Below are 22,600 nucleotides of genomic sequence, written 5' to 3'. Positions count from 1 at the left end.
GCCGTCGCACGCGTTACATCAGACGGGAGAGTTTGTCGTGGGTGTCGTTCTCAACATCGAAAACGGAAAGCGGGAACCCGCCTCCATCAAGGATCTGATCGACCTGACGGCGGCCGACATGGGGCGCGTCAACGAATTGATCCTGTCGAAGGCCGGATCCGATGTCGAGATGATCCCGGAGGTCGCCAACCACTTGATCTCGTCGGGCGGCAAGCGGCTCAGGCCAATGCTGACGCTCGCCGCCGCACAGATGTTCGGCTATGCCGGCGAGGGCCACGTCAAGCTCGCCACATCGGTCGAGTTCATGCACACGGCGACGCTGCTCCACGACGACGTCGTCGACGAGAGCGGCATGCGACGCGGCAAGAAGACGGCCCGCATGATCTGGGGCAACCAGGCGAGCGTGCTGGTCGGCGACTTCCTGCTTGGCCAGGCATTCCGCATGATGGTCGATGTCGGTTCGCTGGAGGCGCTCGACATCCTGTCGAGCGCGGCCTCGATCATCGCCGAGGGCGAGGTCATGCAGCTTGCCGCCGCCAAGAACCTGGAGACCACCGAGGACGAGCATTTCGCCGTCATCAAGGCCAAGACCGCGGCCTTGTTCTCGGCTGCCGCCGAGGTCGGCCCCGTCATCGCCCAGGCGACGCGCAACGACCGCGCTGCCTTGCGCTCCTACGGCATGAATCTCGGGCTCGCCTTCCAGCTGATCGACGATGCGCTGGACTATGGCGGCACCAGCAAGGATCTGGGCAAGAATGTCGGCGACGATTTTCGCGAGGGCAAGGTGACGCTGCCGGTCATTCTCGCCTACCGGCGCGGCAGCAAGGCCGAGCGCACCTTCTGGAAGCGGGCCATCGAGGACAATGTCACCGATGACGCCGGCCTCGAAAAGGCGATCGGGCTGATGACCCACCACGGCGCGATCGCCGACACGATCGGGCGCGCCCGTCATTTCGGCGAGATCGCCCGCGACGCGCTGGCGCCGCTGGAGGCGACGCCGCAGAAATCGGCGCTGATCGACGTCATCGACTTCTGCATCAGCCGGGTGAACTGAGCCGCTGCCTTTCACGCAGCTCTCCTTTGGCTCGTGCTGGGGAGAAATCCGTGAATCCGTCTCCGCCGCCTCGACAAGCTGCCCAGCTGCAAATTATCTATAAAACATGGCAAAGGGCACGGACGACACCATCGCGGTGCGCATCGGCAAGGTTCTGGCGGATCGCATCATCTCGGGCGCGATCGAGCCGGGCGCCCGGTTGCGGCAGGACCATGTCGCCGAGGAGTTTAACACCAGCCATGTGCCCGTGCGCGAGGCCTTTCGCCGCCTCGAGGCGCAAGGCCTCGCCGTCAGCGAACCGCGCCGCGGCGTGCGCGTGGCGGCTTTCGACCTCGGCGAGGTCAAGGAGGTCGCCGAAATGCGGGCGGCGCTCGAAGTGCTGGCGCTGCGCCACGCGGCGCCGCATCTGACCTCCGCTATTCTCGATCGGGCCGAGGAGGCCAGCAAGGCCGGCGACAAATCCCGGGACGTCAGGTCGTGGGAAGAAGCCAACCGCGCCTTTCACCGGTTGATCCTGACGCCATGCGGCATGTCGCGTCTTCTCGCCACCATCGATGACCTGCACGCCGCAAGCGCCCGTTTCCTGTTCGCCGCATGGCGTTCGGAATGGGAGACCCGTACCGACCAGGACCACCGGGCGATATTGGCCGCCTTGCGGCAGGGCAACACCGAATCGGCCGCGGCGACATTGGGGCGGCACGTGCAATGGATTGGCCGCAAGCCGGTCAGGACAGCCTCCGGCACCACGCGAGAGGCCTTCGCGATCGTGGGCTAACCGCCTTGCGCAAGGCATGCCTTGCCATCGTCCGAAAATTGTGGCTTCGATAATAGATCGAAGGCAAAAATTATCTATAATTTTGGATCGACCAAGGGAGCCCCTATGACCGACATCGCGTTCTCGTCCGCAAAACCGTCCTTCAGCCCGCTCCGGCTTCAGGAGCGATCGCTCGGCTGGCAGGCGGGCGCCGTCGTGCTCGGCACCCTGTTCCTGGCGCTGTCCTCCTACATCGAGGTGCCGATGGTGCCGGTTCCGGTGACGATGCAGACCTTTGCCGTGACGCTGGTCGGCGCGCTCTACGGCTGGCGGCTGGGCGCGATCACCATCGCCGCCTGGCTGGCCGAGGGTGCGGTCGGCTTCCCGGTTCTGGCCGGCGGGGCTGCCGGCGTACAACATTTCATTGGTCCGACGGGCGGCTACCTCTTCGCCTTCCCGGTTGTCGGCGCACTGGTCGGCTGGCTGGCGGAGCGCGGTTGGAACGGCGGCAGGGTCGTGCTTGCCTTTGCCGCCATGCTGCTCGGCAACCTGCTGTGCCTAGCCCTTGGCACGGCGTGGCTCGCCGTCATCATCGGCGCCGAGAAGGCTGTTGCCTTCGGCTTCCTGCCGTTTGTCCTCGGTGGCCTGCTCAAGTCGGCGCTTGGCGCCGCCACGCTGATGGCGCTCCCGCGCGGCAAGGCGAAATAGCGCCAGCCGTGACGATAAGGCTGCGCGCTCATCACCTCTTTTGCCTGCTCACCTATGTGGGCAAGGGATACAGCCCCGCATTCACGGCCAACTACGACGGCATCGCGCAGCCCCTTGGCCGGGGCGAGGACATACTGGTTGTGTCCGGCCCGGACGACATCTGCGCACCGTTGCTGGATGAACAGGAGCCACATTGCCTGCGGGACAGCGCCGCCGAGCGGGACCGGCTTGCCGCCCACGATGTCGGCGCCTTGCTCGGGCGACCAATCCGGGCCGGTGCGCGCCTCGATCGCGGTGCGGACATGCTGGCGCGGATGCGGCAGGCCTTCTCGGCCGGCCTCACGCGCGGAGCCTGCCAGGGCTGCGAATGGAGCGGCCTGTGCAGCGCGGTGGCGTCAGGCGGATATCAGGGCGCGCGCCTGCGGCCCTCCGGTCTTCGGGCACTCCTGACGCCGATGCGCCGGTTTCGGGCTGAAAGCCGTTCTTTGCCGGCATGGTTTGTTAATCGGGTGACCCGATTGTGAATTCGAGCCGGATTGAAGCGTGACCCCAAAAAGGCCATGCTTTTCTCCGAAAGATCGAATCTACGTCGATCCCGCTGACGCGGAGATGGCGCCTGGCTGAAAGGGATACGATGCAGCAGGGACGTGCGCGCTGGCTGACAAGGCTGGCACTTGTGACGGGCATGGCGATTTCGGCGCTGCCGGCCTATGCCAAGCAGACCACCGAACCGGTGAAGATCACATCTTTCTCGGGAGCCTATCTGGCTGCCCGGATCGCCGAGGGTGACAACGACCTGGATAATGCCATTGCCTACTACAAGCAGGCCCTGGCCTTCGATCCAAGCGATACGGGCCTGCAGCAGAGCCTGATGCTGTCGCTGATCGCGCAAGGCCGCTTCGACGAATCCCTTGTCTATGCCGACAAGCTCAAGGAAGTTCCCGACGTCGAACGGTTCTCGCGCCTGGCGCTGGCGGTCGATTCCTTCCACAAGAAGGATTTTTCCAAGGCGCAGTATTGGTTGAAGCTGTCGCTGGAATCCGATCTCGACCGGCTGATCTCCGGCGTCATGTCCGGCTGGGCCCAAGAGGGCGCCGGCGACCCCAGCGAGGCGATGGCATCCATCGACAAGCTGCAGGGGCCGGACTGGTTCGGCCTGTTCAAATCCTTCCACCGCGCGCTGATCGCCGACGCGTCCAACATGCCTGAGAAGGCCGACGCGATCTATGCCGCGACCATGCAGGACACCGCCGCCGGCAGCGCGGCTCCCGAAACATGGATGCGCAATGCGCAGGCCTATGCCTCGTTCCTGGCCCGCAAGGGCGACACGGCCAAGGCGGTATCGGTGCTCGATCAGGCCGAGGCGTTTTCGCCGGGCAAGCTGGAAATTGTCGCCTTGCGCGACAGGATCAGCAAGGGCGACAAGATCCCGCCCTTCATAGCCGGCCCATCCGACGGCGCCTCCGAGATATTGCTCGATCTGGCAACCGCGCTCAATCGCGGCGGCGGTGAGCCTTTCGTCAGGCTCTATCTGCAATATGCGCTGGCGCTGAAACCCGACAGCGATGCCGCCCTGGTGCAGCTTGCCGCCGTTTCCGAACAGCTGAAGGACGGCGAGGGGGCCATCGCGCTCTACCGACGGATACCGGATACCTCGCCGCTGAAGGAGCTTTCGGACTTACAGCTTGGCCTCAACCTGGCCGATCTCGATCGCCATGACGAGGCGATCACGCATCTGAAGGCCTTCGTCGATAAGCATCCCAACGACATGCGCGCCTATCTGGCGCTTGGTGGGGTCTATTCGTCGAAGGAGGATTTCCGTTCCGCCGCCAATCTCTACGACAAGGCCGTCGAGGCGCTGAAGACGCCGACCGCCGCCAACTGGAATATCTTCTACCAGCGGGGCATCGCCTATGAGCGGCTGAAGGAATGGCCGAAGGCCGAGCCGAATTTCCGCAAGGCGCTGGAATTGCAGCCCGACCAGCCGCAGGTGCTGAACTATCTCGGCTATTCCTGGGTCGACATGAATATGAACCTGAAGGAAGGCCTGGCGATGATACAGAAGGCCGTCGATCTCAGGCCGAGCGACGGTTACATCGTCGACTCGCTGGGCTGGGCCTATTTCCGCCTCGGCAGGTACGATGACGCGGTGCGCGAAATGGAACGCGCGGTGTCGCTGAAGCCGGAAGATCCGGTGCTGAACGACCATCTCGGCGACGCCTATTGGCGCGTCGGCCGCAAGCTGGAAGCCACCTTCCAGTGGAACCAGGCGCGCGACCTGAAGCCGGATCCCGACGTGCTTGCCGCCTTGCAGCAGAAGCTGATGAAGGGACTGCCGCCGATCGAGTCCAACACGGCGCAGGAAACCCCCAAGGTCAAGCCGGCACCGGCTGCGCCGAAGGGCTAAGATGAAATGATGTTGCTCGCGAACGGGGCCCTTGTCGGGCTCCGTTTTCGTTGGCAGCCGTGTCAGAACAGCTTGCGGTAGACGACGAAGCCCGAGCGTTCGCCGATCCTGTCGTAGAGCTTCATGGCGGTGTGATTGGTCTCGTGCGTCAGCCAGTAGACCCGGCCCGAACCGGCCGCCTGCGCCCGCTCGTAGACGCCCTCGATGAGAGCCCGGCCGATGCCCTTGCCGCGCAAGGTCTCGTCGGTGAAAAGATCCTGCAGATAGCAGTTCGGCGCGACCGCCGTGGTGCTGCGGTGGAAGAGGTAGTGCACGAGGCCGACGAGCCGTCCTTCACTTTCGGCAACCAGCGCATGCACCGGCTCATAGGCGTCGAAGAAGCGCGACCATGTCATGGCGGTGATCTCGCTTGCCAGCGCCGTCTCGCCCGAGCGCCCGTAAAACGCGTTGTAGCCGTCCCACAGCGGCAGCCATTGCGCGAAATCCTGGCGCGTGACCGGGCGGACGGTGATGGAGTTGGGCATGGCTGACCTGTTGTCTGGCGAGACGGAGTTGTGAGCGTTCACCAGAAGGCACGTGCTCATCGCCGGCAATGGGCCAGCCGCTCGCAAAGCTTTCGACATGCCTCGCGACGCCCGCGCCTTGCTTGACGCTTCGCCGCCGTGTCTCTAGGACGGGGCCGCAAGTCAGCCCTTGCAGCCGAGGCCACCGTGACGATTGAAATCCCCGCCCATATGCATCCCAGCCGCTCCTTTCAGGGGCTGATCCTGACTCTGCACAATTACTGGGCGGACTATGGCTGCGTGATCCTCCAGCCCTACGACATGGAGGTCGGTGCCGGCACCTTCCATCCGGCCACGACGCTGCGGGCGCTTGGACCGAGGCGCTGGAACGCCGCCTACGTCCAGCCTTCGCGCCGCCCCAAGGACGGCCGCTACGGCGAGAATCCGAACCGGCTGCAGCACTACTACCAGTATCAGGTGATCCTGAAGCCCAATCCGCCCAACTTGCAGGAGCTCTATCTCGGCTCGTTGGCGGCGATCGGCGTCGACCCGCTGCTGCATGACATCCGCTTTGTCGAAGACGATTGGGAAAGCCCGACGCTGGGCGCCTGGGGCCTTGGCTGGGAATGCTGGTGCGACGGCATGGAGGTGTCGCAGTTCACCTACTTCCAGCAGGTCTGCGGCATCGAATGCGCACCGGTTGCCGGCGAACTCACTTATGGCCTGGAACGATTGGCCATGTATGTGCAGGGCGTCGACAATGTCTACGACCTCAATTTCAACGGCCGCGACGGCGCCGACAAGGTCACCTACGGCGATGTCTTCCTGCAGGCCGAGCAGGAATATTCGCGTCACAATTTCGAATACGCCGACACGACGATGCTGCTGCGCCACTTCGACGATGCCGAGGCCGAATGCAAGGCACTGCTCGATGCCGGTGCGCCCGCATCGAACGACAATCTGCCTGTGCACCGCATGGTGTTTCCCGCCTACGACCAGTGCATCAAGGCCAGTCACGTCTTCAACCTGCTCGACGCGCGCGGCGTGATCTCCGTCACCGAGCGGCAGAGCTACATCCTGCGCGTGCGCAATCTGGCGAAAGCCTGTGGCGAGGCGTTCTTGAAGACGCAGGCCGGCGGATTGGCGGCCTGATCTCAGGCACCCTCCCTCATCAAATCGAGGGAAGCGTTGATCGGCGATAGAATCTGGCCGCTCGGGCCGGCTATTATGCGCAATGCTTGGCGCACGCCCGGCATCGAGAAGGCGCCATGGGCCTGAGCGGTGAAGCAGGCGCTGAGCGCCAGGATTTGCAAAAGTCTGGATACCGTGTTCATGGTCGTTCAGCCAATAGCTCTCTGCCTGAGCGTGGGTCGCTTCAGCGCTGCGTTCGGTTCATGGAAATCTTTGATCCAAGGACGGGTGGGATCATCCCGTCCCGACAGGACGCCCAAAATTTCTGGAAAGGGTGACAGCGGCCAGCCGAGTTGCTATGGCCTCTTTACCTCCCCCTGGATGGGGGAGGTCGCCGCGAAGCGGCGGGTGGGGGTGACAGCGCGACTTCTCATGCCGAAACTCGATCGGTTCAAACTGCGGTCGGTGCAACGGCTTCGTGCGGCGATGACCGACGAAGAACGCATCTTGTGGCGGCACCTATGGCGCATCCCGGTGGAAAGGCACTCATTTCGCAAGCAGGCGTCGGTCGGTATTTACTTCCCTGATTTCATCTCGCACCGCCTGAAGCTGATCGTCGAGGTGGACGGCGCTCACCACAGCTTCGATCGTCAGCAACGACACGACGAAATTCGGACAAAATGGTTCGAAAGTCAGGGCTATCGTGTCATCCGTTTCTGGAACCACGAAATCAAAAACGAACTGGATTCCGTGCTCGATACGATCTATGCGGCGGTGGAAGAACGAAAATCAGACCTTCGCCCGTCAGACGCCGAAGGCGCTTGAGATTGAGACGCCGCCACCCCACCCCGGCGCTGACGCGCCGACCCTCCCCATCGAGGGGAGGGTGAGGAGCTATCCATGCCTGACCTGCTTCTAGAACTTCGCTCCGAGGAAATCCCGGCCCAGCCCGCGCGCCCGCAGCGCCGGAGGCGCGAGGACGCGCGAACAGGAAAATGGCATGCGGGCGGAGGCACTCTGATGCCGGATCTTTTGCTCGAACTTCGCTCCGAGGAAATCCCGGCCCAGCCGCGCGCCCGCAGCGCCGGAGGCGCGAGGACGCGCGAACAGGAAAATGGCATGCGGGCGGAGACACTCTGATGCCGGACCTTTTGCTCGAACTTCGCTCCGAGGAAATCCCGGCCCGCATGCAGCGCAAGGCGGCTGGCGATCTGAGGAAGATGCTGACCGACGACCTGGTCGAGGCAGGGCTGACTTACGAGGCGGCGCGCGAGTACTGGACGCCGCGGCGACTGGCGCTCGATATCAGGGGGCTGACCGCGCGCTCGAAGGATATCAGCGAGGAGATCAAGGGGCCGTCGACGACGGCGCCGGAACAGGCAGTCCAAGGCTTCCTGCGCAAGGCCGGGCTTTCCTCGGTCGCCGAGGCACACGTCCATTCCGACCCGAAGAAGGGCGATTTCTACGTCGCCCATGTCTCGAAACCGGGCAGGGCGGCGGAAGAGATCATCGCCGGACTGGTGCCTGATATCATCCGCAATTTCCCGTGGCCGAAATCGATGCGTTGGGGGCCGGCCTCGGCCAAGCCCGGCTCGCTGCGCTGGGTGCGGCCGCTGCAATCGATCCTGTGCACCTTCGGTCCGGAAACCGAGGAGCCGGTCGTGGTCGATTTCGAGATCGACGGCATCCGCTCGGGCAATGTCACCTACGGCCACCGTTTTCACGCGCCCGGCGCCATCATCGTGCGTCGCTTCGACGACTATGTAAGCAAGCTGGAAGCGGCCAAGGTCGTGCTCGACGCCGACCGGCGCAAGGAGATCATCCTTGCCGATGCCCGCAACCTCGCTTTCGCCAACGGGCTGGATCTGGTCGAGGACGAGGGGCTTTTGGAAGAGGTGTCCGGGCTGGTGGAATGGCCCGTGGTGCTGATGGGCGCGTTCGAAGACGCTTTCCTGGCCATTCCGGCCGAGGTGATCCGCCTGACCATCCGCGCCAACCAGAAGTGCTTTGTGACATCGCGCCCAATCTCCCCCCTCGAGGGGGAGATGTCGGCGAAGCCGACAGAGGGGGTCGGCACGACGGGACGCGACTCCCTTTCGCACACAGAGGACGCCGGCGCTCCACATGAGACGACCCCCTCTGCCCTGCCGGGCATCTCCCCCTCAAGGGGGGAGATCAGCGAACTTTCCAACCGCTTCATCCTCACCGCCAATATCGAGGCTAGTGACGGCGGCAAGGAGATCGCCCACGGCAACGGCAAGGTGGTGCGCGCGCGCCTCTCCGACGCGCTCTATTTCTGGACGACCGACCAGGGCGATCTGCCTGATCTCGCCGAGCTCGAGGCGTCGGCGAGAAAGTTCGGGCTTGATCTGAAGAAGCCTCTCGACCAGCGCACCGCGCGCCTCGACCACCTCAATGTGACCTTCCATGCCAAGCTTGGCACGCAGGGCGCGCGCGTGGTGCGGATCAGGCGATTGGCGGAGGACCTGGCGCCGCTCGTCGGCGCCGATCCCGCGCTCGCCGCTCGCGCCGCGGTTCTCGCCAAGGCCGATCTGACCACCGAAGTCGTCGGAGAGTTCCCGGAATTGCAGGGCGCCATGGGCCGCAAATACGCGCTGCTTCAGGGTGAGCATCCGTCCGTGGCGGCAGCCATCGAAGAGCACTACAAACCGCAGGGGCCGTCCGATTACGTGCCGAGCGATCCGGTGTCGATCGCCGTCGCGCTCGCCGACAAGCTGGATACGCTTGTCGGCTTCTGGGCCATCGATGAAAAGCCGACAGGCTCGAAGGATCCTTACGCGCTGCGTCGCGCTGCGCTCGGCGTCGTGAGGATTTTGGTCGAGAACCGCATTCGATTGGGACTGACGGCGATCTTCGGCAGCGCCTCCATGAACTACACGGTTGGCAGTACGGATCAGGTCCGAGACCTCCTCGCCTTCTTCCACGACCGCTTGAAAGTCTACCTGCGTGATCAGGGCGCTCGCCACGACCTGATCGACGCTGTCATCACGCCGCAGTCGGATGACCTCTTGCAGATCGTACGCCGCGTCGAGGCGCTGGGCTCTTTCCTAGATACCGAGGACGGCAAGAACCTGCTTGCCGGCACCAAGCGCGCCGCCAACATTTTGGCTGCCGAGGAGAAGAAGAAAACCGCGATCGCCGAAACCGTTGAGCCGGCGCTGTTCAGCGAGGATGCCGAGAAATCGCTGTTCGCGGCGGTGAATCAGGCCGAGAGGCAAGCCGGCGAAGCGATTCAAAACGAAGACTTTTCCGCCGCCATGCTGGCGCTTAGCGTTTTGCGCGAACCGGTTGATTCATTCTTTGAACGCGTTCTCGTGAATGATGAGGATCAGGCCGTGCGCGCCAATCGATTGGCGCTGCTCGCCCGCATCCGCGCGGCCACCGACCAGGTTGCGGATTTCTCCAAGATCGCGGGCTAAAGAGACTTCAGGCGGCGACACTCGTCCACGGCGCAAAAGCGGCCTGTCCGGCAATGGTGCCGGACGCCGGATCGACGTCAAGACAGCCGCTACTTGAGCTTGCCGACCCCAGGGACGGGCTGCTGCGCTGCCGCCGCCGGCGCGGCTGCCGGTGATGTCGCCGGGGTCTTCTGCCCATTCGCCGCCGGTGCCGCCGAAGCGGTGGCGGTTGCAGGGGCAGTGGCCGGCGCCTTGGCCTGCGTGGGCGTCGAGAAGGCGCTGCCGACGATACCGCCGCGAATGATCATCGGGTTTTGCAGGAAGCCGTGCCGCGCCTCAGGCGCGTTCGGGATCGCCGCCACCTTTTCATAGGTGACGTCAGGGTCGCCGAGTGCGGTGACCGACCGCGTATCGCCTGCCTGGGCAGCGTCGGCTGCCTCCAGCGTGACAATGGACGGCGTTGCGGACGGCGCTCCGGGAAAGACCAGTGACGAGGCCTGGGCCCCGCCGGCCATCGCCGCCAGAGTTACACCCAGCGTTCCCCAAATACGCACAGACACGATGAAAGCTCCCCATTACCCGGAAGCCCCACGATAGCGGGTCGGAATTGATGCCGGCTTTCGCGGAACCGTAGCATTTTAGGGATTGTTAAATCGCCAAGGGCCGGGCTTGCCCCTTGGACGCCATCGTACTACGCAGCCGGCATTCGTGAGGTGACCAGAGTGGCTGAAATTCTTGCCGTCGGCGAGGCGATGGAACGGGCATTGGCGCTGCTCGAAAGCGGCGAGGTGGTCGCCATTCCGACCGAGACCGTCTATGGGCTCGCCGGCGACGCCACCAACGGCATCGGCGTGGCGCGCATCTTCGAGGCCAAGGGGCGGCCGCGCTTCAACCCTCTGATCGCCCATATCGCCGATATGGAGATGGCCGAGCGCATCGCTGTGTTCGATCCGCTGTCGAGGAAATTGGCGCTTGCGTTCTGGCCAGGTCCTTTGACGCTGGTGCTGCCGCAGCGGCCCGGCAACGGCACCCATCCTTTGGTCACCGCCGGGCTCGACACGATCGCCTTGCGCATGCCGAGGGGCTTTGGCGGCGACCTGATTGCAAGGCTCGGCCGGCCGCTTGCGGCCCCCAGCGCCAATTCCTCTGGCAGGATCAGCGCGACGACGGCGCAAGCCGTGGCGGCTGATCTCGGCGCACGCATAAAGCTGGTCGTCGATGGCGGGGCGACGCCGGTCGGGCTGGAATCGACCATCGTCAAGGCCGAAGAGGGAAAATTGCGTCTGCTGAGGCCCGGCGGGATTGCCGCCCAGGAAATCGAGGCGGTCGTCGGCATGGAGTTGTTGCGCGGCGCCAACGCCGGTGTCGAGGCGCCGGGCATGCTTGCCTCGCACTATGCGCCTGACGCCGCGGTGCGGCTCAACGCCGGGACCGTCGGCGAAGGCGAGGCGCTGCTGGCCTTCGGCAAACGTCGCGCCGAAGGCTGGCAAAAGGCGGCCGCCTGCCTCAATCTGTCCGAGGCCGGTGACCTGCGCGAAGCGGCGAGCAATCTTTTCGCCTACATGCAGCAACTCGATCGCAGCGGCGCGCGGACCATCGCCGTGGAACCCGTTCCCTTCGACGGGCTCGGCGAAGCGATCAACGATCGGCTTTCACGGGCCGCCGCGCCGCGTGACAATAGCTTGCCGCCAACCTAGTTTCGCGCACATGACCGACATCGCCGAGATTCCCGACACCGCTCTCATCGACCGCTTCGCGGCGATCGTAGGCGAAAAATACGCGTTGCGCGACCAGCGCGATATAGCACCCTACATCACCGAACGGCGCGGGCTATGGCATGGCGCGACATCGCTCGTGCTGCGGCCAGGCAGCGTCGAGGAGGTCAGCCGGATCCTGCGGCTGGCGACCGAGACGGCAACGCCAATCGTGCCGCAAAGCGGCAATACCGGGTTGGTCGGCGCCCAGGTGCCGGACAGGTCCGGCCGCGAAATCGTGCTGTCCCTGTCGCGGCTGAACCGCATCCGCGAGATCGATGTCTTGTCCAACACCGTGACGGCGGAGGCCGGCGTCATCTTGCAGACGTTGCAGGAAGCGGCCGATGCCGCAGACCGGCTGTTTCCGCTGTCGCTGGCCGCGCAGGGCTCCTGCCAGATCGGCGGCAATCTTTCCTCCAATGCCGGCGGCACCGGCGTGCTGGCCTATGGCAATGCACGCGAGCTCTGCCTCGGCGTCGAGGTGGTGTTGCCGACCGGCGAAGTGTTCGACGATCTGCGCAAGCTGAAGAAGGACAATACCGGCTACGACCTCAAGAACCTGTTCGTCGGCGCCGAAGGCACGCTCGGCATCATCACCGCCGCCGTGCTGAAACTGTTCCCGAAGCCGAAAGGTCGCGAGGTCGCGTTCGTCGGCCTGCCGTCGGCCGAGGCGGCGCTGTCGCTGTTCAGCCTGGCGACGGACCGCGCCGGCGCCGCGCTCACCGCCTTCGAACTGATCGGCAAGCGGCCCTACGATTTCACGCTGGCGCATGCCCAGGGCGTGGTGCGGCCGCTGGCGCAGGATTGGCCGTGGTATGTGCTGATGCAGATCTCGTCCGGCCGTTCACCGGAAGATGCCAGGGCCTTGATCGAGGACGTGCTCGGGGCCGGGCTGGAACAGGAAGTCGTCGGCGATGCGGTGATCGCGGCCAGCCTTGCGCAAGGCGATGCCTTCTGGAATTTCCGCGAGGTGCTGCCCGACGCACAGAAGCCCGAGGGCGCCTCGATCAAGCATGACATTTCGGTGCCGGTGGCATCGATCCCACGTTTCATGGAAGAGGCCGCCGGCGCGGTGGCTTCGGTCAGCCCCGGAGCGCGCGTGGTCTGCTTCGGCCATATGGGCGACGGCAATCTCCACTATAACATCTCGCGGCCAGTTGACGGCGACGACCAGGCGTTCCTCGATCTCTACCACCCCATGAACAAGGCCGTGCACGACGTCGTGCGCTCCTTCCACGGCTCGATCTCGGCCGAGCACGGCATCGGCCAGTTGAAGCGGGACGAACTGATCGCCACCGCCCCGCCGATGGCGATAGACCTGATGCGCAGGGTCAAGCAGGCCTTCGACCCGGCCGGCATCATGAATCCTGGTAAGGTTATCTGATCCTTTCGGATTCAAGCGCTCGGTCGCATTCCGATAACCATCCCCGTGATCAGCAAAATTTAACCGACTTTCTTAAGCGCGGCGGTAAGGAGGCCGCGCTACTGTTTCCCCATAACGAGGCCGGGAAAACTGGCCCGGAGAGAACCGGACACCGGCTCTCAGGAGAAACAGGAAGGCATTCAATGAACACTGGACTGAAGCCAGTCTGGGCGGGACGCAACATGCGCCTCGACCCATTCCGCCTGCCGCAGGTGGTAAGCTACGCCACGCGCGACGACTATGGCGACGTGACCTTCACCATCGACCACCGTGGCGCCGTGATCCGCCGCCTGCTCGAGATGAGCGGCGTACCGGCGATCATCGCTCTGCCCGCCAATGCGTTCCGCGGCGTTGCCGCCCGCGCGATGGAGGACCCGGAAGGTAACGTCACGGTGACTTTGGAACTCCTGCACAATGATCCGATGCTGTCGGTGCCGCTGCTGGTGGCCGACGATCTCGACGACGTCGCCGCCGACTGGCGCGCCTGGGCCGACGCCTATCGCCTGCCGATGCTGTTGATCGAATCGGACGGCATCGCCCGCACGCTGGAGGAATCGCTCGGCGCGGCCATCAAGACGCTGCCGCCGCAGGATCGCCGCAAGGGCCGCGTTTCGACCATGCGCCGCCCGCGCTTCCTCGCCCGCCGCAGGGCGGGTGACCTCGGTCTCAGGCTGGTGATCGGCGGCGAGGAGATCATCGCGCGCGAATAGGCTGAAATTCTGTCTGGAAGGCTGGCGCCGGCTGCCGCCACCTTCTCTCCGTAAACGGGGAGAAGGGAAAGAAAACTATACCAGCGGCTTCAGCGCCACCCACAGCGCGCCGCCGATGAGGCCGAGGAAGATCAGCCAGCCGACCTGGTTGTTCGACCTGAACAGCCGCAGGCATTGATCCGGATTGTCGATATCCAGCACCAGGATCTGCCGCGCCATGTGGGCGCCGGCGGCGATAAGTCCGGCCAGAGCCACGACAGGGGCCTGCGCCGAAGCGAAGGCGATGGCGAAGCAGACAAGCGCGCCGCCATAAAGCCCGACCAGCCACGATTTGGTATTGTCGCCGAACAGGCGCGCGGTCGAGCGTACGCCCACGATGGCGTCGTCTTCCTTGTCCTGGTGCGCATAGATCGTGTCGTAGCCGATCACCCACAGGATCGAGCCGAGATAGAGCATGACGGCCGGCCCGTCCAGGTCGCCGAACTCAACCGCCCATCCCATCAGCGCGCCCCAGGAAAAGGCAAGGCCGAGAACCAGTTGAGGCCAGTTGGTGATCCGTTTCATGAATGGATAGATGGCGACGATGGCCAGCGAACAGACGCCGAGCAGGACGGCGAAGCTGTTGAACTGCAAGAGCACGGCAAGTCCGACCAGTGCCTGCAGGATGAGAAACAGCCATGCCCCCCGCCGCGTGACCTTGCCCGACGGAAGCGGCCGCGAGCGCGTGCGCTCGACCTGATTGTCGATGTCCTCGTCGGCCAGATCATTATAGGTGCAACCGGCGCCGCGCATGGCGATGGCGCCGGCCAGGAACAGCACGAGATACAAGGGCGCCGGCAGCAGCGAAGGCAGCGGATCGCCCGGGCGCGGATAGGCGCTGGCCGCGAGAGCCGCGGACCACCAGCACGGCCACAGAAGCAACTGCCAGCCGATCGGCCTGTCCCATCGGGCAAGCTGCGCATAGGGCCATATCGGCCGCGGCAGCACGCGGTACACCCAATGGCCGTTCGGCGCGTCGGCGACGCGGCCCTGGGCTGCTTTCGACTGAACCGTTTCCATGAACGATGGAGTGGCAGCAGCCGCGCAAACCGTCAAGCGGCGAGCAGGGCAGTGGCATTCGTCAGCGCTTCAGGAGGCGAAGATGTCGCGGGCGGAGAACCAGCTCTTTGCCACGTCGACGAAGGCCAGCACGGCATTGGGCAGGCGCTGGTGCGTGTCATGGGTGAGGATGATGCGCTGCATGGGCAGCGGATCGGAAAGCGGCTTGCAGACGAGAGGCAAGCCGTCATAGCTGCGGTCGCCATGCGGCCTCGTGTAACTGACGGCGACGCCGAAGCCGTTGGCCACCATGCTGCGCTGGAGTTCGAACGAGCTTGTCTGCCTGTCGGCGACCGGCGACAGGCCACGGCTGCGGAACAGGTCCAGCATGTGCTGCCAGCTATGCGGCTGGTCCGTCGTGATCAGCGGATAGGCGGCCAGATCGGCCAGGCTGACATCGGGACGATCCGCCAGCGCGTGTCCAGCCGGCAAAAGCGCGTGCGGCCTGAGCTCATGCAGCAGGATGCGGGCGAAATGCGAAGGCAGCCCAAGATCATAGGTGAGCCCGAGGTCGACGGCGGCATCGCCGAGGCGCCGCCCGAGCGTCTCGAAGGTCTCGTCGCGCACGATCACTGCAACCTCAGGATGGCGTTCCGAGAAGGCGCGGATCAGGGCCGGCGCGAAATAAGGCGCCAGATCTTCGAAGCATCCGAGCACCAGTTCGCCCCCGAGCGCCGACTTGCGCGAGCCGAGACCGATGAGCTCGTCCGTCTCGGCAAGGACCTGTTTCGCCTTGGCCACCACGGCGCGGCCGAAGGATGTCAGCGAAACGCCGCTTCCGCGCTGGCGCACGAAGAGTTTCTGGCCGAAATCCTGTTCGACCGCGTCGATCGCCACCGAAATGGACGGCTGTGAGACGTTCAGCGCCCTGGCCGCGCCGGTAACGCTGCCCTGGCGAGCGACGGCAACCAGATAGCGCAGCTGCGTTAGGGTCAGACTCATAGAGTGGCACTATGTGACAGATGAGAAGTTATTATTTTACTGAATGAAAGAGGCTTGCGATAGTGGCATCGATCCCTGAAAGGAGAATGCCATGGCTTCCCAGACCGCACCTCGCGCGATCGACACAGGCTTGATCGATGCGCGGACAATAGCGGATTACCAGCGCGACGGCGCTGTCTGCATCCGCGGCGCTTTCAAGGACTGGGTCGAAACGATCGCCGCCGGCATCGAGCGCAACATGCAAAACCGCAGCGCCACCGCGTCGGATATCGCCAATGGGCGAGGCAGCTTCTTCGACGACTACTGCAACTGGGAACGCATTCCAGAATTCGTCAAGCTGGTGGGCGAATCGCCGGCGGCTGAACTGGCGGCCGCGGTGATGCGGTCGCGCACGGCGCAGTTCTTCCACGATCATGTCCTTGTCAAGGAACCGGGCACGCAGAAGCCGACGCCCTGGCATCAGGACATCCCCTATTATTTCGTCGACGGCCGGCAGACGGTGAGCTTCTGGATCCCTATCGACCCTGTAAAGGAGGCAACGCTGCGGCTGATTGCCGGCTCGCACAAATGGGACAAGATGATCCTGCCGGTGCGCTGGCTCGACGACAGCAATTTCTATGCCGACGAGGGCGACTACCTGCCGGTGCCGGATCCAGACACGGACCCCTCGCTGGAGGTGCTTGAATGGGAAATGGAGCCGGGCGATGCCATCCTGTTCGATTTCAGGACCGCGCATGGCGCGCGCGGCAACCTGACCGCGGCGCGGCGGCGTGCGCTATCGCTGCGCTGGGTTGGTGACGACGCCCACTATGTCGAACGGCCGGGGCGCACCTCGCCGCCCTATCATGGCCATGGCATGCAGCCGGGGCAGAAGCTGCGCGAGGACTGGTTCCCGATCGTCTTCCAGGGCTGAGGCGCTTGCCCGAAATCGGCGGCGGAGGACGCCGCCGATTTTCTGGCAGGGGTAACGTTCCCGTGCGCAATTTCGACCAAATCGCCCGGATGCCTTGACCCGTCGTCCAGAGAGCAATAGCGGGTTCTTTGGAAGATTACAGGCATCAAGAGGTGGCCATGAACGTTCTTCTTCTCGGCTCCGGCGGCCGCGAACATGCGCTCGCCTGGAAGATCGCCGCGTCGCCGTTGCTGACCAAGCTCTATGCTGCGCCCGGCAATCCTGGCATCGGCCGCGAGGCGGAGCTGGTCAAGCTCGACATCGCCGATCATTCCGCTGTCGCCGCCTTCTGCAAGGACAAGCAGATCGACCTCGTCGTGGTTGGGCCGGAAGGGCCGCTGGTGGCCGGCATATCAGACGATCTGCGCGGCTGGGGCATCCGCGTCTTTGGCCCGTCGCGTGCGGCGGCGCGGCTCGAAGGATCGAAGGGCTTCACCAAGGATCTCTGCGCCAGATATGACATCCCCACCGCCACCTATGGCCGTTTCTCAGACCTGGCATCGGCCAAGGCCTATGTCGAGAAGATGGGCACGCCGATTGTCATCAAGGCCGATGGCCTTGCCGCGGGCAAGGGCGTCACGGTCGCAATGACGATGGATGAGGCGCTGGCCGCGCTCGACGCCTGTTTCGACGGCTCTTTCGGCACGGCCGGCGCGGAAGTGGTGATCGAGGAGTTTCTGACCGGCGAGGAGGCCAGCTTCTTCTGCCTGTGCGACGGCACTACAGCACTGCCCTTCGGCACCGCGCAGGATCACAAACGCGTCGGCGACGGTGATGTCGGCCCCAACACCGGCGGCATGGGCGCCTATTCGCCGGCCCCGGTAATGACGCCGCAGATGGTAGAGCGCACCATGCGCGAGATCATCGAACCGACCATGCGCGGCATGGCTTTAACGGGTGCCTCCTTCGCCGGCATTCTCTTCGCCGGGCTGATGATAACGGACGAAGGGCCGAAGCTGATCGAATACAACACCCGCTTCGGCGACCCCGAATGCCAGGTGCTGATGATGCGGCTGAAGGACGACCTGCTGGTGCTGCTCAATGCCGCCGTCGATGGCCAGCTCGCGCACATATCGGCGCGCTGGAGCGACGAGGCGGCACTGACCGTCGTCATGGCCGCGAGGGGCTATCCCGGCACGCCCGAAAAAGGCTCGGTCATTCGCGGGCTCGATGAGGCTGCCAGCGAAGGCGCCCAGATTTTCCATGCCGGCACCGCCATCAATGGCGGTGCGCTGGTCGCCAATGGCGGTCGCGTCTTGAACGTCACCGCGGTCGGCGCGACTGTCGGCGAGGCGCAGGAGAAGGCCTATGCCGCGCTCGACCGTATCGACTGGCCGCAGGGCTTCTGCCGCCGCGACATTGGCTGGCAGGCCGTGGCGCGCGAAGCGGCAGGAGCAAGCTGACCGCAAGGATCCTGTCGCGCGCTTTCAGCGTTTGCCGCGGTCGGGTTCGGTAGAAGCGGTGCTCACCGGGTCCGCCGCCGCAGCGAAGGCGGCGTCGAGTTGCGCTGGGGTACGCTGCCCGGTGCGCTTCCAGGAGACATATTGGACGATGCCGAAGATCGGCCGCCGCAGCACCGTCTTCACGACAGGCATGCGGAACCCGTCGCGGAATTTCGACCAGCGCGAACCAAGCACCGCGACCATTTCCCCGAAACTCGGTGGCGTCGCCACATCGGCGTAGATGAGAGTGGTCTTGCCGGCCAAAGCGGCTTCGCGCGAGAGCGGCACCGGTACGCTGGCGAGATAATCCGCCGGCACGTCGATCAGCCCGCCGAACGGCCATTGCTGGCGCAGCGTGGCGGCATCTGTCGGCGCGACGTTGACGTCGATGTCGTCGGGCGTGCCGGCTACCCTGTAGGGGCACCGGAAGCGGCCGCAATTGGCCTGCGCCGAAAACTGCCAGAGCGCATAGCCTTGCCAGTTGCCGATGGGAAAATGCACGTCGATGTCAGGCTTGTAGCGCGCGTACCAGAGCGGCAGCCGCGACAGCAGCCGGTATTTGTAGCTGTTGTCGGCGATATACTGGGCGGTCTTGCCATTGGTGTAGAGTACCGGGAAGCGGCCGATGCGCCGATGCACCTGGCGCACGAACGCCTCGGCGTCGTCGAGCGACATCCATTGCGCGGGATCAATGCCTTCGATGTCGAGGGCCATGAGGTCGTCCGGCGCGGGATCGGCGAAATCGAGGAAATTATTGGCCTGCTCGACCGGATTGCCGGGGCGGGCGAGGTGATAGGCGCCCCATTTCAGGCCGAGGGCCTTGGCGACCACCTTGCGCGTCTGGAACAGTTCGCGCGTCACCGCATGGCGTTTCCACAGTGCCTTGCAGAGTTTGACCTCGGTATCGTCTCCGGAGCAGGAATAGGGCGGCGACATGCCATCGGAGGCTTTGTTGATGAAGCCGACGACGCGCTTGTCCGTGGCAAGCTGCGCCCAGTCGATGGAATTGTATTCGTAAGCATCGACGACAAGCGCCCGGTCGGCACTTTTCCACGGCTCGGAGAAATCCGAGACCCTTGCCGCCGTTGTCAGCGCCATCATCGCCGCGAGAGCGATCGCTGGGCGGCGAAGAAGATGCGCCGTTCTCTTCAAACAGGAATCCCCGTTGATCAAAGGCAAATCCTGGACCGCTATGGTTAAGGATTCGCTTTCAAGGCAATGCGGTCCGTCAGCCGAACAGCTTCAACGCCGTCGCTACTGATAGGAACAGCGACAACCGCCGGTCTTGAAATGGCCTGAAACCATATTTGCAATAGAAGGCGGCGGCCATGTCGTCCTTTGCGTCGACGATCAGTGCGAAGGAAGCAGGAGCAGCTTGGGCGCAGCGCCGAAGTGCATCCACGATCAGTATCGATCCTACTCTTTTTCCCTGATATCGGGTATCAACTGCCAACCTTCCGATCAATATGGCGGGCAGGACCGGGTAACGCGGTACGCGTCTTGTCAGGTCTTCCGGCAGAGAAGTGATGGGCACATTTGACGCTGCAAGAGTGTAGTATCCGGCAATGAGATCGACATCACGGTCCGCGGCGACAAAGCAGTTGCTAACTCGGCGTTTGACGTCCTGGCTTGCCAACTCGTGTAGATATTGGCCGAGTGCCAGCACGCCACAGCTGAATGTCTTACGATCATACGATCCGCCCAGCGGCTCGATGATCAAGCCTAGACTCACCGGGATTCGACGACAACTCGCTTGTAGGCGTCGGCGGCTTTGCGCAGCGCTTCATTAGGTTCGGGCGGATTGAGAATGGCCTCTACCAGAGCGAGCTGATCCTCGATGGACAGGCGGATGATAGCGATCTCCTCAATGGTGCGTTGTGCAGCTTCCTGCGCTGCGGAGACCACGAAGTCGCTGACGCTGCGGCCCTGGATTTCGGCGGCACGTTTCACCACACCCAGCATATCCGGGGATATCCGAGCTTCGAGACGGGAGGTACGGGTCAGTTGGTTTGTCATTTCGATCACCTCTAGCACGGTATGTACGGGAATACATATCAAGTGCGACGGTCAGCGCGGCCGAATGGCTGAACTTCAAACGGATCCGGCGCGGGCTGTTGCGGCAGCGTGCCTTCGGCCGCGCGTTTGCGATGATGGGCGAGCGAGCATTTCGGCGAGCACAATATACCGCGATCCGACCAATAGGCGGCGCCGTTTTCCAATTCACCGTGATAGTATGAGAACCCCGCCGCCCGGTAGGGCAGGCCGCACTCGATACAACGGTAGGCGTCAGGTCTGGCAAGCATGAGTTGGTTTCCAGTCGGCTGGTTCTGGTCTGTTGCCGGTCGATTTTGACCCGGCGTCCATCGCATTTAATACGAGCCGGCGCGATTACAAAATCAGCGTGACAAAATTTGACGTTTACGTAAAAAGAAGATGGGCGATCGCCCAAAGGCGAATACGGTGTGTGGCAAGCAGGTCCCACTCAGGTCCTAGGATCAGCCTGGCCGATGCATCAGGAGGAGCGAGCGGCATGTATCTGGCACCGGTCGAGGACATCGCGTTCACCCTCAAGCATGTGGCCGGCCTGAAGCCTGCCCTCGATGACGGCACGTTCGGCGATCTCGGCGAGGATCTCGTCGACGCCGTTCTTAGCGAGGCCGGCCGCTTCGCCACCGAAGAGGTCGCGCCGCTCTACAAGATCGGCGACGAGCACGGCGCGGTGCTGAAGGACGCGGCAGTGACCATGCCGCCGGGCTGGAAGGAACTTTATCGCCGCTGGATCGACGGCGGCTGGAACGCGCTCTCCGGCCCGGAAGGATATGGCGGGCAGGCGCTTCCGACCATGCTCGGCGTCGCCGCGCTCGAAATGTGGAATTCCGCCGCCATGGCCTTCGGCATTGGCCCGACGCTGACCATGGGTGCGGTCGAGGCGCTCGACAAGCACGCTTCGGAAGAGCTCAAGGCCAAGTATCTCGCAAAGCTCGTCTCCGGCGAGTGGATGGGCACGATGAACCTGACTGAGCCGCAGGCCGGCTCGGACCTCGCTGCCTTGCGCACGCGCGCCGAACCGGCCCGCGACGGCACCTACCGCATCTTCGGCCAGAAGATATTCATCACCTATGGCGAGCATGATCTCACCGACAATATCGTCCATCTGGTACTGGCGCGGCTGCCTGACGCGCCTGCGGGCACGCGCGGCATCTCGCTCTTCCTGGTGCCGAAATTCCTGGTCGGCGCGGACGGCTCGCCTGGCGCACGCAACGACGTCTTCTGTTCGGGCCTCGAGCACAAGCTCGGCATCCATGCCTCGCCGACCTGCACCATGATCTATGGCGACGGTTTTCAGGGCGCCAAGCCCGGCGCCATCGGATGGCTGATCGGCGAGGAGAACAAGGGGCTGGCCTGCATGTTCACCATGATGAACAATGCCCGCCTCGCCGTCGGCATGCAGGGCGTGGCGGTCGCGGAAGCCGCGACCCAGAAGGCGATTGCCTATGCCAATGAGCGCCGCCAGGGCAAGGCGGCGGATTACGCCGGTGCCGGCATGGCGCCGATCGTCCATCACCCCGACGTGCAGCGCAATCTCCTGACCATGAAGGCGCTGACGCAGATCGCGCGGGCGATCAGCTATTCCTGTGCCCATGCCATCGACCTGGCGCGCGTATCGTCTGGTGACCAGGCGGCGCATTGGCGCGACCGGGCCAACCTGTTGACGCCGCTTGCCAAGGCTTTTTCGACCGATATCGGCGTCGAGGTCGCCTCGCTTGGCGTCCAGGTCCATGGCGGCATGGGTTTCATCGAGGAGACGGGGGCTGCGGCACTCTATCGCGACGCCCGCATCGCGCCGATCTACGAGGGCACCAACGGCATCCAGGCGATCGATCTGGTGACCCGAAAACTGCCGCTCGGCGGCGGCGAGCATGTGCACGGCTTCATCGCCGAGCTTGCCGCTGTCGCCAGCGCCGTGCGGACATCGAATCTCGAAGGGTTTGGCCATACGGCCGATGCTCTCGACCGCGGGCTCGACGATCTGACGCAAGCGACACGTTTCCTGCAAAAACTGTCGGCCGATGGCCGGACTGGCGAGGCGCTTGCCGGCGCGACACCCTATCTCCGGCTGGTCTCGCTTGCAGCCGGCGGCGCCTACTTGGCGCGGGGCGCCGTTGCCGATCACGGCCGCGTCGCCCTTTGCCGCTTTTTCGCCGAAAACCTGCTCGGCGAGACAAGTGCCTTGAAGGAGCGCGTTGTCGACGGCGCCGCAAGCCTCGCCGCTGCCGGCAAGACATTGATTTCCGCCTGACGT

Annotated in this window: 23 protein-coding genes; 15 read left to right on the top strand and 8 right to left on the bottom strand. The window is 64.1% G+C overall.

The window, feature by feature from the left end:
* Positions 1-37: 37 nt before the first annotated feature.
* The 5 genes from LB541_RS01805 to LB541_RS01785 all read left to right on the top strand — a co-directional run bounded on the left by LB541_RS01805 (position 38) and on the right by LB541_RS01785 (position 4,923).
* Positions 38-1,054, top strand: coding sequence for a polyprenyl synthetase family protein (locus tag LB541_RS01805; RefSeq protein WP_140514769.1), 1,017 nt, complete (start codon positions 38-40; stop codon positions 1,052-1,054).
* Between the two features lie 106 nt (positions 1,055-1,160).
* On the top strand, positions 1,161-1,829 hold the full coding sequence (locus LB541_RS01800) for a GntR family transcriptional regulator (RefSeq protein ID WP_140497988.1): 669 nt from the start codon (positions 1,161-1,163) through the stop codon (positions 1,827-1,829).
* Positions 1,830-1,934: 105 nt separating this feature from the next.
* On the top strand, positions 1,935-2,516 hold the full coding sequence (locus LB541_RS01795) for a biotin transporter BioY (protein ID WP_140497991.1): 582 nt from the start codon (positions 1,935-1,937) through the stop codon (positions 2,514-2,516).
* A gap of 8 nt (positions 2,517-2,524) precedes the next feature.
* Positions 2,525-3,040 (top strand): DUF1284 domain-containing protein, encoded by a 516-nt coding sequence (locus LB541_RS01790; RefSeq protein ID WP_140514773.1) that lies wholly within the window; start codon positions 2,525-2,527, stop codon positions 3,038-3,040.
* A gap of 110 nt (positions 3,041-3,150) precedes the next feature.
* On the top strand, positions 3,151-4,923 hold the full coding sequence (locus LB541_RS01785) for a tetratricopeptide repeat protein (protein WP_140514774.1): 1,773 nt from the start codon (positions 3,151-3,153) through the stop codon (positions 4,921-4,923).
* A 62-nt stretch (positions 4,924-4,985) separates the two neighbouring features.
* Here the strand turns inward: LB541_RS01785 and LB541_RS01780 are convergent, their stop codons facing one another.
* On the bottom strand, positions 4,986-5,447 hold the full coding sequence (locus LB541_RS01780; RefSeq protein ID WP_140498002.1) for a GNAT family N-acetyltransferase: 462 nt from the start codon (positions 5,445-5,447) through the stop codon (positions 4,986-4,988).
* Between the two features lie 210 nt (positions 5,448-5,657).
* Here LB541_RS01780 and LB541_RS01775 point away from each other — a divergent pair, with 210 nt between their 5' ends.
* The 4 genes from LB541_RS01775 to glyS all read left to right on the top strand — a co-directional run bounded on the left by LB541_RS01775 (position 5,658) and on the right by glyS (position 9,997).
* Positions 5,658-6,578 (top strand): glycine--tRNA ligase subunit alpha, encoded by a 921-nt coding sequence (locus LB541_RS01775; protein ID WP_181175076.1) that lies wholly within the window; start codon positions 5,658-5,660, stop codon positions 6,576-6,578.
* Positions 6,579-6,707: 129 nt separating this feature from the next.
* Positions 6,708-7,382 carry an endonuclease domain-containing protein gene (locus LB541_RS28595; protein ID WP_224617678.1) on the top strand — a complete coding sequence of 225 codons (675 nt, stop codon included), beginning with the start codon at positions 6,708-6,710 and terminating at the stop codon, positions 7,380-7,382.
* Between the two features lie 75 nt (positions 7,383-7,457).
* Entirely contained in the window at positions 7,458-7,697 is a 240-nt protein-coding gene (locus LB541_RS01765; protein ID WP_224617677.1) for a hypothetical protein, read from the top strand.
* Complete coding sequence (gene glyS, locus LB541_RS01760) at positions 7,697-9,997, top strand: glycine--tRNA ligase subunit beta (protein WP_224617675.1); 2,301 nt, start codon at positions 7,697-7,699, stop codon at positions 9,995-9,997. The genes LB541_RS01765 and glyS overlap by 1 nt, the downstream gene beginning before the upstream one ends.
* 89 nt (positions 9,998-10,086) lie before the next feature.
* Here glyS and LB541_RS01755 read toward each other — a convergent pair whose 3' ends face one another.
* Positions 10,087-10,536, bottom strand: a complete 450-nt coding sequence (locus LB541_RS01755; protein WP_140514781.1) for a hypothetical protein — start codon at positions 10,534-10,536, stop codon at positions 10,087-10,089.
* Between the two features lie 162 nt (positions 10,537-10,698).
* Here LB541_RS01755 and LB541_RS01750 point away from each other — a divergent pair, with 162 nt between their 5' ends.
* From LB541_RS01750 to LB541_RS01740, 3 genes are all read left to right on the top strand, one after another.
* Positions 10,699-11,673 carry an L-threonylcarbamoyladenylate synthase gene (locus LB541_RS01750; protein ID WP_224617673.1) on the top strand — a complete coding sequence of 325 codons (975 nt, stop codon included), beginning with the start codon at positions 10,699-10,701 and terminating at the stop codon, positions 11,671-11,673.
* A gap of 10 nt (positions 11,674-11,683) precedes the next feature.
* A complete protein-coding gene (locus tag LB541_RS01745) occupies positions 11,684-13,114 on the top strand; it encodes an FAD-binding oxidoreductase (protein ID WP_224617672.1) in 1,431 nt (476 codons plus the stop codon).
* A 182-nt stretch (positions 13,115-13,296) separates the two neighbouring features.
* Positions 13,297-13,863 (top strand): DUF6101 family protein, encoded by a 567-nt coding sequence (locus tag LB541_RS01740; protein WP_140498020.1) that lies wholly within the window; start codon positions 13,297-13,299, stop codon positions 13,861-13,863.
* A 75-nt stretch (positions 13,864-13,938) separates the two neighbouring features.
* Here LB541_RS01740 and ubiA read toward each other — a convergent pair whose 3' ends face one another.
* Together ubiA and LB541_RS01730 are read right to left on the bottom strand one after the other, a co-directional pair.
* Positions 13,939-14,922: a 4-hydroxybenzoate octaprenyltransferase gene (gene ubiA, locus LB541_RS01735; protein WP_140895536.1), complete on the bottom strand. Its 984-nt coding sequence runs from the start codon at positions 14,920-14,922 to the stop codon at positions 13,939-13,941.
* Positions 14,923-14,991: 69 nt separating this feature from the next.
* Positions 14,992-15,903, bottom strand: coding sequence for a LysR family transcriptional regulator (locus LB541_RS01730; protein ID WP_224617670.1), 912 nt, complete (start codon positions 15,901-15,903; stop codon positions 14,992-14,994).
* Between the two features lie 91 nt (positions 15,904-15,994).
* Between LB541_RS01730 and LB541_RS01725 the strand changes: the two genes are divergently transcribed.
* Positions 15,995-16,816, top strand: coding sequence for a phytanoyl-CoA dioxygenase family protein (locus LB541_RS01725; RefSeq protein ID WP_140655733.1), 822 nt, complete (start codon positions 15,995-15,997; stop codon positions 16,814-16,816).
* 158 nt (positions 16,817-16,974) lie between these two features.
* Entirely contained in the window at positions 16,975-18,258 is a 1,284-nt protein-coding gene (purD, locus tag LB541_RS01720; RefSeq protein ID WP_140520820.1) for a phosphoribosylamine--glycine ligase, read from the top strand.
* Between the two features lie 24 nt (positions 18,259-18,282).
* Here the strand turns inward: purD and LB541_RS01715 are convergent, their stop codons facing one another.
* The 4 genes from LB541_RS01715 to LB541_RS01700 form a co-directional block, all read right to left on the bottom strand.
* Positions 18,283-19,398 (bottom strand): glycoside hydrolase family 25 protein, encoded by a 1,116-nt coding sequence (locus LB541_RS01715; protein WP_140655735.1) that lies wholly within the window; start codon positions 19,396-19,398, stop codon positions 18,283-18,285.
* Between the two features lie 127 nt (positions 19,399-19,525).
* Positions 19,526-20,017 carry a GNAT family N-acetyltransferase gene (locus tag LB541_RS01710; protein WP_224617669.1) on the bottom strand — a complete coding sequence of 164 codons (492 nt, stop codon included), beginning with the start codon at positions 20,015-20,017 and terminating at the stop codon, positions 19,526-19,528.
* An 8-nt stretch (positions 20,018-20,025) separates the two neighbouring features.
* The gene (locus tag LB541_RS01705; protein WP_140498031.1) at positions 20,026-20,313 is read right to left on the bottom strand and encodes a DUF1778 domain-containing protein; all 288 of its coding nucleotides are present in this window, start codon (positions 20,311-20,313) and stop codon (positions 20,026-20,028) included.
* Between the two features lie 38 nt (positions 20,314-20,351).
* Positions 20,352-20,600 carry a hypothetical protein gene (locus tag LB541_RS01700; protein WP_140498033.1) on the bottom strand — a complete coding sequence of 83 codons (249 nt, stop codon included), beginning with the start codon at positions 20,598-20,600 and terminating at the stop codon, positions 20,352-20,354.
* A gap of 227 nt (positions 20,601-20,827) precedes the next feature.
* On the opposite strand from LB541_RS01700, the gene LB541_RS01695 reads away from it, so the two are divergent.
* Complete coding sequence (locus LB541_RS01695; protein WP_140559372.1) at positions 20,828-22,597, top strand: acyl-CoA dehydrogenase; 1,770 nt, start codon at positions 20,828-20,830, stop codon at positions 22,595-22,597.
* The last annotated feature ends 3 nt before the right edge of the window (positions 22,598-22,600 follow it).

The organism is Mesorhizobium sp. BR1-1-15, assembly GCF_020165475.1.
Classification (GTDB): Bacteria; Pseudomonadota; Alphaproteobacteria; order Rhizobiales; family Rhizobiaceae; genus Mesorhizobium.
This window is presented reverse-complemented; position numbering and strand designations above follow the sequence as displayed.

Bases quoted from the DNA above. Each gene is read 5' to 3' on its own strand.
- LB541_RS01705 (WP_140498031.1), bottom strand. From the start codon at position 20,313: ATGACAAACCAACTGACCCGTACCTCCCGTCTCGAAGCTCGGATATCC.
- ubiA (WP_140895536.1), bottom strand. From the start codon at position 14,922: ATGGAAACGGTTCAGTCGAAAGCAGCCCAGGGCCGCGTCGCCGACGCG.
- LB541_RS01795 (WP_140497991.1), top strand. From the start codon at position 1,935: ATGACCGACATCGCGTTCTCGTCCGCAAAACCGTCCTTCAGCCCGCTC.
- LB541_RS01725 (WP_140655733.1), top strand. From the start codon at position 15,995: ATGGCTTCCCAGACCGCACCTCGCGCGATCGACACAGGCTTGATCGAT.
- LB541_RS01745 (WP_224617672.1), top strand. From the start codon at position 11,684: ATGACCGACATCGCCGAGATTCCCGACACCGCTCTCATCGACCGCTTC.
- LB541_RS01800 (WP_140497988.1), top strand. From the start codon at position 1,161: ATGGCAAAGGGCACGGACGACACCATCGCGGTGCGCATCGGCAAGGTT.
- LB541_RS01715 (WP_140655735.1), bottom strand. From the start codon at position 19,398: ATGATGGCGCTGACAACGGCGGCAAGGGTCTCGGATTTCTCCGAGCCG.
- purD (WP_140520820.1), top strand. From the start codon at position 16,975: ATGAACGTTCTTCTTCTCGGCTCCGGCGGCCGCGAACATGCGCTCGCC.
- LB541_RS01785 (WP_140514774.1), top strand. From the start codon at position 3,151: ATGCAGCAGGGACGTGCGCGCTGGCTGACAAGGCTGGCACTTGTGACG.
- LB541_RS01730 (WP_224617670.1), bottom strand. From the start codon at position 15,903: ATGAGTCTGACCCTAACGCAGCTGCGCTATCTGGTTGCCGTCGCTCGC.
- LB541_RS01695 (WP_140559372.1), top strand. From the start codon at position 20,828: ATGTATCTGGCACCGGTCGAGGACATCGCGTTCACCCTCAAGCATGTG.
- LB541_RS01740 (WP_140498020.1), top strand. From the start codon at position 13,297: ATGAACACTGGACTGAAGCCAGTCTGGGCGGGACGCAACATGCGCCTC.
- LB541_RS01780 (WP_140498002.1), bottom strand. From the start codon at position 5,447: ATGCCCAACTCCATCACCGTCCGCCCGGTCACGCGCCAGGATTTCGCG.
- LB541_RS01765 (WP_224617677.1), top strand. From the start codon at position 7,458: ATGCCTGACCTGCTTCTAGAACTTCGCTCCGAGGAAATCCCGGCCCAG.
- LB541_RS01700 (WP_140498033.1), bottom strand. From the start codon at position 20,600: ATGCTTGCCAGACCTGACGCCTACCGTTGTATCGAGTGCGGCCTGCCC.
- glyS (WP_224617675.1), top strand. From the start codon at position 7,697: ATGCCGGACCTTTTGCTCGAACTTCGCTCCGAGGAAATCCCGGCCCGC.
- LB541_RS01775 (WP_181175076.1), top strand. From the start codon at position 5,658: ATGCATCCCAGCCGCTCCTTTCAGGGGCTGATCCTGACTCTGCACAAT.